The organism is Actinomadura viridis, assembly GCF_015751755.1.
GTDB classification, from domain to species: domain Bacteria; phylum Actinomycetota; class Actinomycetes; order Streptosporangiales; family Streptosporangiaceae; genus Spirillospora; species Spirillospora viridis.
The window spans coordinates 1252635-1267307 of record NZ_JADOUA010000001.1 but is presented as its reverse complement, the minus strand read 5'-3'; the positions used below and the strand labels follow the sequence as shown (position 1 = coordinate 1267307).

The following is a 14673-nucleotide window of genomic DNA, read 5'->3' as shown; positions in this document are numbered from 1 at the left end:
TCTCAGTCAGAGTCGGACATGCCGTGTGCCTGCTCGTAGGCACGGATGACCTTCCTAGGGATCGGTGGCCGCCCAAGCTCGCGCACTCGAACAGAGACCACAGTCTGGCCGCGCACGTCGATCTCCAGGTACGTGGTCGACGATGGATTCGTGGGATCGCAGCGCGCCCTGATGCCCTGGTGGAGACCGACAGCGTCCATGGCTTCGCGCATGGCCTCGACCAGTAGGTCGTAATCGACCTGGGGACCGTACTCCAGCCTTAAGGGCTCACACGGATCGGCCCGCAAAGCCTTCACGAGCACTGAAACCAGCTCTGCACGGTCGACAACACTCATCAGCACAGACCCTCTCCGACGGCAGGTCCCCCGAACCTACTCCGCGGACCTGACGAACCTTGGCCGGCAAAGATGGACAGCACAGAGCCGATCGGCTCGGAGCAGCGGGTCAGCGAATTTACAGCCCTACCGTTTAACGCACCTGACCTGCGGATACATCGAGCGGCCCCGAACATCGGCCGGTACTCGGCACGGTGACATTCACCAGGCCTCACGTTCTTCAGTCGACGCGGTCTACCGTGTGGCTCGAAGCGGCCAACCAGCTGAAGGACGCAATATGGCACAGATCGAAGTCAAGGGGTGGAGCGCCGACCACTACACACCGAGGGCAGAGAAGAGCCGGGCGCGCAACTGTGCACAGGGAGGCTCTGAGGTCTGCGAGCGTGATGCGGAGTTCACGATCGTCTACCCAAACAGAGAGTCGATCGCCACGTGTCCAGATCACCTCATCACGTATGTCCGTACGAGGATCAAGGACGATGACTAAACCCGTACCTCCAGGTTGGGAAACAAACCGATCATGCCTCTCTGGACCGCTGACCTGCCCTCCAGCCCTCCCACGAGTGACCGTGATTACCCCTGAATCACCGCCCCTAGTTGCACGCCGCCGTAGCCGCTGAGCTGCTCGTCCTCGGCCTGCTCGGAACGGCACAGCACCCGGATCATCCGAGGGCAAGCGGACCTGGAGCGCAGGGCCGGCCACGGCCCGAGCACCGGAAGCCGCGCGGCAGCGATCGCCCCAGCCATACACCCCACCTCAGCCACGCTGTGGCGATCGTAGGGCTCAGATATGGAGCGATTCATTACAAGCAACATCAGGGCGTCCAGGGTTGGCCCCGCAGGTCCTCTGAGCAGCGCGGCGACCTTCCGCCCGTCCCACACTCGTCCAAGGTCATTCGACCTCGTTTTCAGCACCACCGTTAGCACGCACGCCAATCCCGGAGGGTGCGCCCGCGCGAACAGTGAGACGGTGTGACAAACGGATTCGCGCGGGCGTGCCCTCCGGCCCGCGGGGGCTATGGTCGCGAGCCTTACCCTTCACGCGCGCTGCAACCGGGCTGGCCAGTACTCGCCCCATGCAGGGAGCCTCCATCAAGCTCGGCTTTGACCAGTAAAGCGGGGGATGGGGATGCCTTGGAATAGGCTAGTAATGCGTCAGAGACTCTGAGCGAGATGTGATAGTTCGGAACGGAACTGTATTGCTGCGGGCCTGTCCGTTGGGTTCCTCGCGAGCAAACTCATCAGCAAGGAGCCTAGCGGCGCCCCTGCGCGTTGCGGGGTGAGAGGTGGTTCGGTCAGAACGGCGGCCATTGCCGCCGTCGGGCTTGGCCTGCCAAAAGCAGGCAGCCCTTCAACAGCATAGAAGAGTGTGACACCGAGTCCCCACAAATCGGTGGCAGGTGTGCTCTCAAGACCCCGGATCTGCTCTGGTGCCATGTAGGCAGGGGTACCGATGATGGCACCCGCCTCGGTAAGTGTTGGATCACCTTCCAGCCGGGCAATACCGAAATCGAGAAGCTTTATCGACCCATCTCTCTGGACAAGGACATTCGCAGGCTTGACGTCGCGATGAATGATCCCGAGCTCATGTGCTTCCGTCAGCACGTCGAGCATGTCAAGGCCCATCGCGGCAACCCGCGCGGAAGGCAGCGGCCCCTCGGACTCCACCATCTTGCTGAGCGTCGTCGCCTTGACCAATTCCATCACGATGAGAACCGAGCCCTGGTCCGCGAGGACGTCATAAACGGTCACAGCGTTCCTGTGGGCGAGTTGCGCGGCTGCCCTGGCCTCGCGTAGCAGGCGAGCCTGCATGGTTACCCGCGCGTCGCAAGACCCTCCAGGCGGCGGGAGGAGCTGTTTGATCGCCACCTACCGTCCCAGCACGTTGTCCCTGGCCCGCCAGACCACACCCATGCCGCCGCGGCCGAGTTCTTCCAGCGGTGTGAACCGGTCCGTCGACAAGGTGGCGGCACCGGATTCCTGCATGGTCACGGTCGCTGGTGTGGGCAACTCCGGCTGTAATGCCGCCCCGGTGAGAGCTTCTGTCGTCTGCCGTTCTGAGCTTGCCTGCGCCATCCGCCGACGCGCTCGCCGGAAAGCTCGTTGCGAGAAGATCGCGAACCAACCGAGCAGCCCAAGGACAACCACAGCATAAAGCAAAGGCGCGAAGTTCCTTGAGGATTCTGCTGCCACCACCACAGGGTGTGTCACTTCCACTGAAACCCTCTCTGCCGGTAGTAGCCTAGTTGGCTTGATTAAGGATGTTGCACACTCTCGGCTAACGATCCTGGGACAGCAACCTTGCCCACATGTGAGGACGAGTCAAGTAGAACAAGCGGTTGCCCGGTCCGGTGCGGCGGGACCGGACGGGACAGGCCGCACGCCCGGCACGCCGGGCTGGCGGCCGCCGGCGACCGCGTAGCGCGCCCTTGAAACCGTAGAGAAAGTTCTCATCGGGTACTCCGGGACTTCTTGTTGACGCGGGTGTCTGTGCTGGTCTTGGCGGTGTGGGCGGCCTCGGCTGCCGGTGGGTGGTAGAACGCTCGGTTATGGGTGAGGAGCGGCTGCGGGAGATCGGCCGGGAGTTGCGGCGGTTGCGGACGGCTGCGGGGTTGTCCGGTGTGGGGCTGGCTTCCAGGGCGGGGGTTCCTCAGCCGACGGTGTCTCGGGTGGAGACGGGGCGGCGGGTGTCCGATCCCGGTGTGGTCTTGCGGCTGTTCGGCGCTCTGGGCCTTGACGCGGCTGAGGTCGACCGGCTGGGCGGACTGGTGAACGAGGCGTATGCGGAGTCGGTGCCTCGGCGTGTGGATGCCGGGGTGTCGTTCCGGCCGGGTGCCGGTGTCGAGTTGGGGCGTGCCGCTCGGGCCCTGCGGGTGTTTGAGTCGACGGTGGTCCCGGAGTTGCTGCGGACGGCCGAGTACGGGGCGGCGGCCGGCAAGAGGGCCGGTGCTGAGGCTGATCGGGCCGCTGTCCTGGTGGATGGGGATCGGCGGTTCACGTTCGTGCTGGCTGAGGCGGTGCTCCGGACATGGCCGGGTTCGGGTAAGTGCATGAGCGGACAACTCGCTTACCTGCTGACGGCCTCTGAGCGCCCGAACGTACGGCTGGGGGTATTGCCTGGTTCGGTGCTCTTGGGGTGGGTTGCGGTGCCGCTGCACGGGTTCACGGTGTACGACGAGGCGGCGGTGACGGTGGAGACGTTCACCCGTGAGCTGACCTTGACCGATGCCGAAGAGGTGCGTGCTTACGCGGAGGTCTTCGAGGGGTTCGAGCGGGCGGCGGTGTTCGGCGATCGGGCTCGGGATCTGGTGAAGCGGGCCGCTGATGATCTGGATGAGGTCCTGGAGTCTATTCACTGAACGTATTGAATAGACCCGCTCTCATACGCTGCGTCATCGTGGCCGGGCTCCTGCGCGTGCCCAAGCCTCGGCGCCGCAAGGTCAAGCCCTGGTCGGTCGACGAGGCCCGCAAGTTGGCCCGCAAGCGGCGGGATCCGCTCTAGCCGGCGTTCGTGCTCATTCTCGTCCTGGGCCTGCGGCGTGGGGAGATGCTCGGGCTGCGCTGGGATGACGTCGACCTGGACAAGGCCGAGTTGACGGTGGGCTGGCAGATCCAGCACATCCGGGGTCAACTCCTGCACCGCGAGACCAGGACCGAATCCTCGGACGCCGTCCTCCCTCTGCCGGACATCTGCGTCACCGCGCTCAGTGAGCGGGAGAAGGACCAGGCGGCGGCGCGGGATAGGGCCGAGGAGCCTTGGCCGGATCTCGGGCTGGTGTTCCGGTTCCCGCGACGGGGACCGGCCTTTGGCATCGGGGGCCGGGGCCCCCGATAGAAATGACGAAGGACCAGCAGGAGGCGGCCAAAGCCGCGACCACACTGGTCCCAGGTCCGAAGTGGAGCTGAGGGGATTTGAACCCCTGACCCCCTCGATGCGAACTACCGGCACTCCAGCCCCGTCACGCCCGCGCGCAGCTTATGACGTGTGCCATCGGTAGCTCGTGTGAGCCAACGTAAGCGGTCGTTGCTGTATTTCCGTGCTGTACAGCAGACCGTTGACCGGCAACAACACCCGCATACCCAAGGGCGAGCTGATCCAGAGCTCAGGGTAGCCCGCGCATCGAAAGCCGAGCGCGAGCAATCGCCCTCAGGACTCGGCCCCGTCGGGTAGAGTAGCCGTAGGCTGGCTCGCGGAGAGTCGGTGGGCAGCACTTGACTTCAGGCCCGGCACCCGAAGTTGCTGCTGAATGGGTGTGGTGCACTCAGCTTCGCAGCTATTGAATGTTGGGCATTGGTGTGTCATCAGCTGAGCGCTTGCCGGGAGGCGCTGAGGTCTGATCATGCCTAAAGCCAAGCGCGACAGTGTCCAAACCAGGGTCGAGTGCCTGGGCGAGCATCGGAAGTCTGCCCAAGCTGGGGTGGCACGAGACGGTTCCCACGGAATTGATACCTGCACTCCGGCACAACGACGACTTCGCGCCCTCCTCGCAATAGCGATCTTCAACACTTACGGCGTCGATAGAACTTACCCGCCTGCACGCTGGGGACTCTCATCGCTCGTCGCCTACAGCATCATCGTCTCGCCGCGCTACAACCGCCTTGTCCTCATTTCTGACGTACCACACAATGTTGTGTCTTACCTTCTGCCGCGCAAAGGCAGTCACCACTGCCTACCTGGGTTGAGGCTAGAAGGCCTCCGCGGATCGGACACTTACATAACACGCCATCTTCCGACGGGCGCTGAACTTATCGTCACCGGGGAGCGCGACGGACGATGGCCGCCAGACATCAACCGCAGGTCAACCGACTTCCAGCCGCTTAGCCAACCGCTGAGCGCGCAAGAACGCGATTGGCTAGACGAACTTCCCGAAATTAGCGAAGCAGCCGAGCGCCTCATAGCGGGCCTCGTCTGCAGGATCGCGGCGCGCTCCGGTAGCGCCTGGGCCTTGGGCAACTGGTTCTACGATCCACTAAACCGCCCTGGAAGCCTCACGGAGCGAGGGCCGCATTCTGAAGAGCGGCGCCTCTGGGGAACTGAAAACATGTGGTTGCTTGAGTGGAATCACTTCCCCTTCGAAGAAGACGTTGCAGCCGCACTCGCCGGAACTCCGATCGGTTTGACGGGAGCTACCCAGGTTCGTGCCTCCACGAGCACCGTCGTGCACCTGGAGGGGGCGCAGCTCACGCTTCGGGGGTTCAAAGCGTGAGCTGGAATGAGGCCACACTCGCCGTTCTGAGCGCCGCCGGCTTGATGACGCTGATCTTGATTATGCTTAGGGAAATCTTACTTAAGGTCATTGAGGTGGTTCAAGCCTGGCGTGCCGTCCGCCGGGCGCTTCGTAACCGATCGTCCGAGGGCGACGAACATGTAACCTGACCAGGTGGATTCGCCCCGGGGCATGGGAAAATGCCGGTGATCAGTCGATGCACGTCCCCCAATCGAGGGTTCATGCAGCCTCGTTGACCGTCTGATTCGTAGCAAGATCAGCAACGTCCGAGGTCGTCCCCGCCCGTCCTCTGAGCTGCGGTTGAGCCGTAGCCTTGTCCCGCATGATCCACAGCCGTCCAGGCTCGTCGTTAGCACTGGCGTTAGCATCGCCGCGCATACAGGCGGCAGGAGGGATGAGCCGTGATCCAAATCGATGGGCCCTTCTACCGCATCGTCGAGCCGACGTTCGAGCTTCTGCTTCCCCGCTGGGAGGGCCACGACCCGCAGACCCAGGAGGAAGCCGAAGGGACGATCACCCTCCCGGACGGCACCCGGTACTACGGGACGTTCATGACCCTAGACGCCATCACCGCTGTGATGCGGCGTCACCAGAGCACCGGCGAATGCCTCAACGGCGCCTACTTCTCATGCGAAGACCTGATCATCGTCCACCGACCCGGTATCCCGGCCATCGTGGAGGTCGTACGCCACCTCATCACCTCAGGCGAACTCGAAGGAGCCTGCACCCTGCTCGGACCCGAGGAATCCGAACTCTGAGTCGGCCGACCTTCCGCTTTTCAGAAGTAGCAACCACCCTGCTCGCGGGATGTACGCCGAGGTAGACGGTGTCTCAAGGCTGCCGCTGGTGCCCGGTGTATGGGGCTGTTGTCGTCAGCGTTGTCGCCAACCTTGGCTGTGCTGACCTCGGGCTTTCAACCGTTGTACGCGTCGTTCGTACTGCCCGGCCTTGCACCGCTGAGCCTGGTCCAAGCCCAAGGTGTGCGGGTCGGCCGCCAGCTCGTACAGCTCGCCTTCGAACGGATCGGCATCGTACTCGATGGGCCGTGCCAACGCTAGCCGCTCCTGTTCGACTGTGCCCCGCCGACGAAGCGCGTGCCTCCATGCCTGCTGAGAGTGACCATGAGTGCCCCTAGATCACCCTGGCTAGTTGTCGACTAATTGCCCGCCGAGTACGTGCTGAGCTGGACGGTTTCCCTCTCCTTCCCGCCCTTTGGAGGTCTTCCGCAGAGGCGCGCTACTCGCTCTCGCGCGAAGGGCGAGAGGTGACCGAGGGGAAACATGGCTGGTCGGCCCTGACAGGAATTCTGTGGATTCTGCGGCGACGATACAAGGGTCAGTCCTGGCAACCGTGGTCACGCTCCCTCACGCCCCCCACCAACATGCCATGCGCCCCCTAGCAGCGGCCAAAGGTGGCCGTTTGCCGGAGTTTCGGGGCTGGAAGGCACACGAGCAACTACCGTCGGATGCTGGACAGTCATCACCCGCAAGATGCTAGACAGGCATCACCCGTAACGGGTGTAGTAGAGATCTGCTAACACAGAAGGCTATATAGGGGCCATGGACAACGAAGACGCCAGCAAGTCCATTGAAGTCTTGTTTAACTTCAATGAAACTCTAATCTCGCTTTATTATTTGATTCCGAAATCGGCTCACGCAAGTCTAGCCGCGGCGGACAACAAGTGGCGAATGACTGCACTTGAAAAGGCATTCCGGGGAAAGATGGCCGAAGATTTTCAGTCTTGGGTGAGCAGAGCTAAAGACGCAGGCACGGTATCGGCAGACTTGCAGAAAGAGTTGGAGCAACTCGTTCACAAAGTATCCTCAGAAGCCAACTTCGGTCTTACGATGAGGCAAATCAGTCTACGTCCCGACCCTACATCCTTGATGCACCGGGCCGCCTTGATGGTGACGATAAGCGCTTTTGAAACTCTGATCGGCGCCCTCGTGGAAAGTTTCATGCGCAAAAGCCCGCATCACGCCGCTATTCAGGAAAAGGAGTTTAGTCTTGCTGAACTGATTGCCGCCGGTGATCTAAAAATTGTGATCGAATCGGCACTCACTAAGCGAGTTGAGAACATCTTGAGAGGTGGTTTGACGTCATGGGAAAAATGGTTCGATGAGCAAGGTGTTTCTTTCAAGAATCTCTGTGTCGATTGGGATAAGGTCATAGAGATTTTCGAGCGACGTCACGCCTATGTGCATACGGGGGGCAAGGTTAATCCGTCGTATCACCACAAAGTTGACAGATCGATGCCTGTGGGCGCCCTGCTGTCAATTGATGAAGAATATTTGCAGGCAGCGCTAGGGCAGATTATTTGCCTGGGAAATTTGATAACTTCCAGATTCTTGCCCAAAGTGGAAACGAGCTTGCCTCAGCTCGCCATCAGTGGAATATCACTCCTGTACTTTGATGAGTTGATGGAGCTGAATCAATGGTCCACGGTCGAGAAAATGGCTAGGATGCTAAAGAATGATGACATGGAGCTTGATATAAAGCTTCAGGTGCGCTGTTTTGAGTGGCTTGCCACCAAGAAGCTTCACGGCATTCGCAAGATCGAGCAGCAAGTATCCGGTTGGGATACGAGTGCCCTCAAGGCCCATCATGCTTTTAGGAAGGCCGCTCTTTTGGAGGATATGGAGGAGATGAAAAATATTCTGTCCCGTGCGTATCTGCGCGGCGAACCTTGGGTTGCCTCAATAGAGAAAACGTCAGAAGTGATGCACCAAGAGGCCGTTCTTTCGTTCGTTTCAACCGTCAAGAGTGAATTGTCTGGCTAGGGCATTTCCTGCATTGCAGAATTCTTCATACCCTGCGACATTAACTGCGACTTCCTCGCCATGCCCATGTGGCGCAAGGCCGATTCGTGTGAGCGCATAATGGAGAGGGGCGCCACCGGCACGTCGTCCACATCCAGGGTTAGTTTGTAGATCGCTCCCCGTCGCGTTTCTTCAGCATCGCGGATCGACTTTAAGGCACCTACGGCTTTCTGCTGCAAGCGCTTTGGCGCTTCGCTCTCTCCGGGAAGCGAGTTCATAGGGTAAGTATGCATGCACCCGGGCCGACTCGACGCCTAATAATCGAGCGGTAAGCCGCTTCATGTCGTACCACCTGGATGCGAATAATTGGCGCGGATGGCCTTTCACCATCCTGCTCAACTCCCGACGTGTGCCGCTGGAGATCGCATAAGCTGTTGTAGACCGCTATTGCTGTACTTCCGTGCTACAGCAGTCCGCCCGGCCTGCCACAGCATTCGCATAATCCGAGGGCAAGGGGACCCGGAGCGCAGGGCCGGCCACGGCCCGAGCACCGGAAGCCCCGCGGCAGCGATCGCCCCCAACCCCGTGTCAGACCGCAACTGGTCACGGCGATCGGCGGAACGTCAACCACTGCGCTCGCTCCACTGGTGTCATGCTGAGCACATGGCACCCAGGTACTCAGTTGCGGACCTTACAGATCCGGAAGCCGGAAGCTCGCCTTCCTGCCCATGCTGCACCAGTCCCAAACCACGAGGAACTTCATCAGGCTGGCACAAGGCGGCTGGTCCGGCGCCTCTTCTACGTACGAGGCATAGTCGAACCGAGAACGAACGGCCTGCACCGTGGGTAGACCACTCATACCGTCTTCGCCTTGAAGACGGCCGTTGGCTATACGTGTGCGAGCCCTACGGAATAGATCAGGACGCGATAGCTGACCTGGCCTTTCTTGGGTTGAACGGGTTCGAGGTGACTGTCCACGCCTGGCGGGCACGTCACTACCCAGGTCACACAGTGGCTATCGAGATACTTCCTTTGGCTGGCGAGGAGTCCGGTTAACGACCTGAGGCCTCACCAAGCGCATGGTCCAGTTAGGACCGGTCAGTTGTACGGGCCCGCTACTACCGTTCGTAGGCGGACGGGCGAACCGGCGCGTCGGGACCGGACGGGACAGGCCGCACGCCCGGCGCGCCGGGGCGGGCGGCCGCAGGCGGCGCGTAGCGGCGCCCTTGAAACCGTAGAGAAAGTTCTCATCGGGGCCCCTGTGGCTCTGTCGGCGCTGGTGTCTCTGCTGGTCTTGGCGGTGTGGGCGGTCTCGGCTGCCGGTGGGTGGTAGAACGCTCGGTTATGGGTGAGGAGCGGCTGCGGGAGATCGGCCGGGAGTTGCGGCGGTTGCGGACGGCTGCGGGGTTGTCGGGTGTGGGGCTGGCTTCTCGGGCTGGGCTTCCTCAGCCGACGGTGTCTCGGGTGGAGACGGGGCGACGAGTATCCGATCCCGGTGTGGTCTTGCGGCTGTTCGGCGCTCTGGGCCTTGAGGCGGCTGAGGTCGACCGGCTGGGCGGACTGGTGAACGAGGCGTATGCGGAGTCGGTGCCTCGGCGTGTGGATGCCGGGGTGTCCTTCCGGGCGGGTGCCGGTGTCGAGTTGGGGCGTGCCGCTCGGGCCCTGCGGGTGTTTGAGTCGATGGTGGTCCCGGAGTTGCTGCGGACGGCCGAGTACGGGGCGGCTGCCGGCAAGCGGGCCGGTGCTGAGGCTGATCGGGCCGCTGTCCTGGTGGATGGGGATCGGCGGTTCACGTTCGTGCTGGCTGAGGCGGTGCTCCGGACATGGCCGGGTTCTGGCGAGTGCATGAGCGGGCAGTTCGCTCACCTGCTGACGGCCTCGGAGCGCCCGAACGTGCGGCTGGGCGTGCTGCCTGGTTCGGTGCCCTTGGGGCGGGCCGCGGTGCCGCTGCACGGGTTCACGGTGTACGACGAGGCGGCGGTGACGGTGGAGACATTCACCCGTGAACTGACCTTGAGCGATGCCGAAGAGGTGCGGGCTTACGCGGAGGTCTTCGAGGGGTTCGAGCGGGCGGCGGTGTTCGGTGATCGGGCTCGTGATCTGGTGAAGCGGGCCGCCTGTGATCTTGAAGAGGCCCTACATTCTATTCACTGAACGTATTGAATAGACCCCTAGATCTGTCATACGCTGCGTCATCCTCGGGGTGTGTAGCCCCCTAGACGCGCGGGTGGTGACCGACGTGACACGCCTGTCTCGTATGTTCTCGGGTCGGCCCGAATCAGTCGGCGACGCACGGCGCTTCGCCTGGACGTTCGCGGCCGATCAGGTCCCCGTCGACGTGGCCGACATGGTCGAGCTGGTCGTCAGTGAACTCTGTACGAACGCGGTGGAGCACACGGCCAGCGGGGAGCCGGGCGGCTGGTTCATCCTCGAATTGGAGGTGCATACCGATCACGTACGGGTGATCGTCATCGACCAGGGGGCTCCGTCCGGCTCGGTGCCCGCGCTGGGGAAGGTGCCTGACCTCGACGCCACCTCCGGGCGGGGCCTGCCGATCGTCGATGCGGTCTCCAAGGAGTGGGGGTCGGAGTTCGTCCTGGTGGGGCGGCGGGTCTGGGCCGACGTCGTGGGCGAGGTGGCGTGAGCGGTCCCCCGATCCCTCGTCGGCGGCGGCGCCTGCTGGCTGTGAGTTCCTCAACGGGCCATGTGCTTTCCCGGGCGGTGTCTAGAGTCCTAGACTCGCTGGCGGACGAGGGAGGTGTCATGCCGGGCGAGTTCGAGCGCATCGCGCAGATCGAAGACCCTTACGAGCTGCTGCGTGCCGCGACCGGACGCCTGGCGGAAGCACAGCAGGAAGTGACCGAGCTTGCCCGGCTGCGGCGGCGGCTGATCCAGGAGCTTCACGCCCAAGGTATGTCGTACGCGCAGATAGCGCAGGAGGCCGGACTCAGCCGCGGACGTATCCATCAGATCCGGCACAAAGGGCCGGCGCCCGAGGGTGCCTTCCTCGGGGTAGGTTCGGTGACGGTGGTGACGCCGCTGCGGCCCGATCCCGCGAGCGATCGAACGTATGTGGCGCTGGACGACCTGACCACGGGCAAACGGCTGGAAGAGCTGGCGCGCACCTTCGACCTGTCGGTCAGCTATGACCATGTCTCCCTGACGGGCGAGATCGATCTGAACCGGCCTGGGCTGCTGGTGATCTGCGGCCCCCGCATGTCCGAGGCCATGCGCCAGTCGTACGAGAAGGACCCGGTGCTTGAGTGGGAGCGCGACGAGGTCGGATGGCTGCTGCGCGACACCCGGACCGGTGAGGGGTTCCGCTCGGGCCAGGAAGAAGACCCGGCCCGACCGTATGACGTGGGGTATCTGGGGCGTCTCCCCCGGCCGGACGGGCAAGGCTCGTTCATCGCCATCGCCGGTGTGCACCCTGAGGGTTCACTGGGGGTGGTCAACCTGCTGACCACCGATATCGGATCACTGTGGGGCCAGGTGGGAAGCGACCGGTTCTCGGTCGTGGTCGGCACCGAGTACGACCCGACCACGCATGAGCCGGTCCGTACCGAACTACTGACACCCTTGTACCGGCATGACGGCGAGTCGGCCTGAGACGCATGCGCGTTCGCCTCGCCTCCTCCCCCGCCCGGCCCGACCGCCCGAACGAGGATTTCGTCGCTGCCGGGCCTGATGTCGTGGTGCTCCTGGACGGGGCCGGCGCCCCGCCGGGTACGCCGTCCGGCTGCGTGCACGGAACGGCCTGGTACGCACGGAGCCTCGGTGGCGTACTCCTGGCGGAGATCGTCCCGGAACGGTCGTTGCCCGAAGCGCTCGGCCGGGCGATCGAACGAGTCAACGGCCTGCACGGCGACTCCTGCGATCTCGGCCACCCGGGCACCCCTTCGGCGACCGTGACCATCGCACGGCGCCATGGCGGGATGCTGGATCACCTGGTCCTGGCCGACTCCGTCCTCGTCCTGAACCGGCCGGGCGGCGAACTCGTGATCAGTGATGACCGGTTGGCGATCACCAGCAAGGCGCTGCGCAAGAGCATGGACGCCCTACCGACCGGAAGTACCGAGCACACCACCGCGCTGAGGTCCTACGTCGACTCCCTGGCCTCGTACCGCAACCAGCCGGGCGGGTTCTGGGTGGCCAGTACCGACCCTGCGGCGGCCGGGGAAGCGCTCACCGGCTCCGCACCCCTCCAGGACCTCGACGAGGTCGCCTTGCTCAGCGACGGTGCAAGCCGCCTGGTAGACCGCTTCGGACTACTGACCTGGGCGGGCCTCCTGGGCCTGCTCCGCCACAACGGCCCGGAAACCCTCCTTGCCCAGACGAGGGCGGCAGAGCGGGACGACCCGGAGGGGCGACGCTGGCCGCGCAGCAAGACCCACGATGATGCCACAGCGGTCTACTGGGCGTTGCGGGACTGACTCCCAAAGAATCTGAGTACCCCCCTAGACAGTCGCACGCTCGTCGCTTACCTTAGCTGTGCACCCCCCTAGACAATGGCGTCAATCAAGCCGCCACAGAATGTCTAGGGGGGTGGACGGAACTCGAAGCTCTTGGAGGGCTCATGCGCAACATCCCCGTAGACGTCTCGAACCTGACCTTCGTGTGCGTGTCCCCGCCGCGCCCGAAGCTGGTCGACCAGGACACCGGCGAGGTCAAGGTCGACCGCAACGGCCAGGCCGTGTTCACGGTAGGCCTGTCGGCTGCCGACCCGATGGGCCGGGTCGAGCTGCTGAACGTGGCTGTCTCCGGCGACCAGGACGTCACCCTCGGCCAGATCGTCACCCCGGTCGCGCTGACGGCGTTCCCCTGGGAGCAGATCCGCAACGGTGAGAAGCGCTGGGGGATCGCCTACCGCGCCGAGCGGATCATCCTGGCCGCACCTGTGGCCGTTCCCTCGCCCGGTCCGGCGCCGGTCTCCGGTGCTGCGGACGCTGCCTGAGGACGGCGATCATGAACGACTTCTACATGCTGCTCGGGGTCCTGGCCGCTTCCGCGGTCGGGCTCTGGGCCTGGCGCCGCTGGCACCCGGCCTCGTTCTGGTACGGCGTCGCGTTCCCCGCTCGTGCGGTGCTGGTGGTGCTGACCTGGCATCACGTCGCCTCCGGCTGCAAACTCACCCGTCGCCGGCGGCGGTGGCGCCTGACGCTGGATGCGGTGCCGGTGGTCGGGCCTGCGGCGCGGAACGCGGCGACGGTGGTCGAGCACAAACGCCGCATGCGCCGCGTCGACGTCGAACGCGCCCCCCGCCTCGGTGTTCTCCGCCCGACCCGCCTCGGCTGGCACATGCGGGTCCGCCTGCATGACGGCCAGGTCCCCGCCGATTACGAGCGGGCGGCGGAGGGCATCGCGCACGCCTGGCGGGTGCACTCGGTCCGGGTCGTCGACGTCAAGCCTGGCCGGGTCACGCTGTGGGCGACCATGCGCGACCCCCTCACCGAGGTCGCCGTGACCCCGGAGACGGGCGAGTTGCTGCGGGTGCGGCCGGGGAAGCTGGAGAACGGCCGGGACTGGGTGATCGACTTCCGCACCGTCCCTCACTGGCTGAACGCGGGCGCGACACAGTCAGGCAAGTCGAACCTGGCCAACGCCATCATCAAGGGCCTCGCGCCGCAACCTCTGGCGCTGGTGGGGTTCGACCTCAAGGGCGGAGTGGAGTTCACCCCCTACGCCCCCCGCCTGTCCGCCCTGGCAACCACCCGCAAAGAGTGCGTCGACCTGCTGGGCGACCTGGTCGGCGAACTGGAGAACCGGATGACCCTGTGCCGGGAGCAGGGGGCGCGGAACGTGTGGAACCTGCCCGTGGCGCTGCGGCCGGTGCCGATCGTCCTGCTCATCGACGAGGTCGCCGAACTGTTCCTCATGGCCGACCGCTCCGAGAAGGACGAGGTATCCCGCACCGGAACCGCGCTGCTGCGGGTGGCTCAACTCGGGCGGGCGTTCGCCGTCCACCTGATCGTGTGCGGCCAGCGCATCGGCTCCGACCTCGGCCCCGGCGTCACCGCCCTCCGCTCCCAGCTGTCCGGCCGTGTCTGCCACCGCGTCAACGACCCCGAAACCGCGAACATGACCCTCGGTGACATGGACCCGGCCGCCCTGGACGCAGCGCGCGCCATCCCCGCCGAAACCCCTGGCGTCGCGGTGGTCGCCGGCCAGGACGGGTCCTGGCATCGCGCCCGGTCGGTGTTCGTCTCCGAGGACCAGGCCGAACAGGCGGCCCGTGACCACGCCCACCTCACCCCCGCCTGGGACGCCCTGATCGGCACCGCCCCCACCACGCCCCCGGCGCTGGACAGCGCCGCATAACGGCGGGCGCGCTCCTCTTCTCCTCTTTCTACG

Annotated in this window: 15 protein-coding genes and 1 tRNA gene; 11 read left to right on the top strand and 5 right to left on the bottom strand. The window is 64.1% G+C overall.

The genetic code is table 11. From position 1 onward, the window contains the following. Positions 1-2 precede the first annotated feature (2 nt). A complete protein-coding gene (locus IW256_RS05580; protein WP_197009932.1) occupies positions 3-335 on the bottom strand; it encodes a hypothetical protein in 333 nt (110 codons plus the stop codon). 277 nt (positions 336-612) lie between these two features. On the opposite strand from IW256_RS05580, the gene IW256_RS05575 reads away from it, so the two are divergent. Beyond that, on the top strand, positions 613-822 hold the full coding sequence (locus tag IW256_RS05575; RefSeq protein WP_197009931.1) for a hypothetical protein: 210 nt from the start codon (positions 613-615) through the stop codon (positions 820-822). A 668-nt stretch (positions 823-1490) separates the two neighbouring features. On the opposite strand, the gene IW256_RS05570 is transcribed toward IW256_RS05575, so the two are convergent. Next, complete coding sequence (locus tag IW256_RS05570) at positions 1491-2147, bottom strand: serine/threonine-protein kinase (RefSeq protein ID WP_231404352.1); 657 nt, start codon at positions 2145-2147, stop codon at positions 1491-1493. Positions 2148-2204: 57 nt separating this feature from the next. Then, positions 2205-2528: a hypothetical protein gene (locus IW256_RS05565; protein ID WP_197009929.1), complete on the bottom strand. Its 324-nt coding sequence runs from the start codon at positions 2526-2528 to the stop codon at positions 2205-2207. A gap of 356 nt (positions 2529-2884) precedes the next feature. On the opposite strand from IW256_RS05565, the gene IW256_RS05560 reads away from it, so the two are divergent. Further along, positions 2885-3694, top strand: coding sequence for a Scr1 family TA system antitoxin-like transcriptional regulator (locus IW256_RS05560; protein WP_197009928.1), 810 nt, complete (start codon positions 2885-2887; stop codon positions 3692-3694). Between the two features lie 152 nt (positions 3695-3846). Continuing rightward, complete coding sequence (locus tag IW256_RS05555; protein ID WP_197009927.1) at positions 3847-4170, top strand: site-specific integrase; 324 nt, start codon at positions 3847-3849, stop codon at positions 4168-4170. A 62-nt stretch (positions 4171-4232) separates the two neighbouring features. Here IW256_RS05555 and IW256_RS05550 read toward each other — a convergent pair. Beyond that, positions 4233-4293: transfer RNA gene (locus IW256_RS05550), tRNA-OTHER, on the bottom strand. A 1671-nt stretch (positions 4294-5964) separates the two neighbouring features. Between IW256_RS05550 and IW256_RS05545 the strand changes: the two genes are divergently transcribed. Then, on the top strand, positions 5965-6321 hold the full coding sequence (locus IW256_RS05545) for a hypothetical protein (protein ID WP_197009926.1): 357 nt from the start codon (positions 5965-5967) through the stop codon (positions 6319-6321). An 801-nt stretch (positions 6322-7122) separates the two neighbouring features. Then, complete coding sequence (locus IW256_RS05540) at positions 7123-8343, top strand: hypothetical protein (protein WP_197009925.1); 1221 nt, start codon at positions 7123-7125, stop codon at positions 8341-8343. Here IW256_RS05540 and IW256_RS05535 read toward each other — a convergent pair. Continuing rightward, on the bottom strand, positions 8340-8600 hold the full coding sequence (locus IW256_RS05535; RefSeq protein ID WP_197009924.1) for a hypothetical protein: 261 nt from the start codon (positions 8598-8600) through the stop codon (positions 8340-8342). The genes IW256_RS05540 and IW256_RS05535 overlap by 4 nt on opposite strands. A gap of 1066 nt (positions 8601-9666) precedes the next feature. On the opposite strand from IW256_RS05535, the gene IW256_RS05530 reads away from it, so the two are divergent. The 6 genes from IW256_RS05530 (at position 9667) to IW256_RS05505 (ending at position 14640) form a co-directional block, all read left to right on the top strand. After that, positions 9667-10476, top strand: a complete 810-nt coding sequence (locus IW256_RS05530) for a Scr1 family TA system antitoxin-like transcriptional regulator (RefSeq protein WP_197009923.1) — start codon at positions 9667-9669, stop codon at positions 10474-10476. Positions 10477-10579: 103 nt separating this feature from the next. Then, complete coding sequence (locus IW256_RS05525) at positions 10580-10966, top strand: ATP-binding protein (RefSeq protein ID WP_231403670.1); 387 nt, start codon at positions 10580-10582, stop codon at positions 10964-10966. A 119-nt stretch (positions 10967-11085) separates the two neighbouring features. Continuing rightward, positions 11086-11931, top strand: coding sequence for a sigma-70 family RNA polymerase sigma factor (locus IW256_RS05520; RefSeq protein ID WP_197009921.1), 846 nt, complete (start codon positions 11086-11088; stop codon positions 11929-11931). Positions 11932-11936: 5 nt separating this feature from the next. After that, on the top strand, positions 11937-12755 hold the full coding sequence (locus IW256_RS05515) for a protein phosphatase 2C domain-containing protein (RefSeq protein ID WP_197009920.1): 819 nt from the start codon (positions 11937-11939) through the stop codon (positions 12753-12755). Between the two features lie 143 nt (positions 12756-12898). Continuing rightward, positions 12899-13276, top strand: a complete 378-nt coding sequence (locus IW256_RS05510) for an SCO3933 family regulatory protein (protein WP_197009919.1) — start codon at positions 12899-12901, stop codon at positions 13274-13276. An 11-nt stretch (positions 13277-13287) separates the two neighbouring features. After that, positions 13288-14640, top strand: coding sequence for an FtsK/SpoIIIE domain-containing protein (locus IW256_RS05505; RefSeq protein WP_197009918.1), 1353 nt, complete (start codon positions 13288-13290; stop codon positions 14638-14640). The last annotated feature ends 33 nt before the right edge of the window (positions 14641-14673 follow it).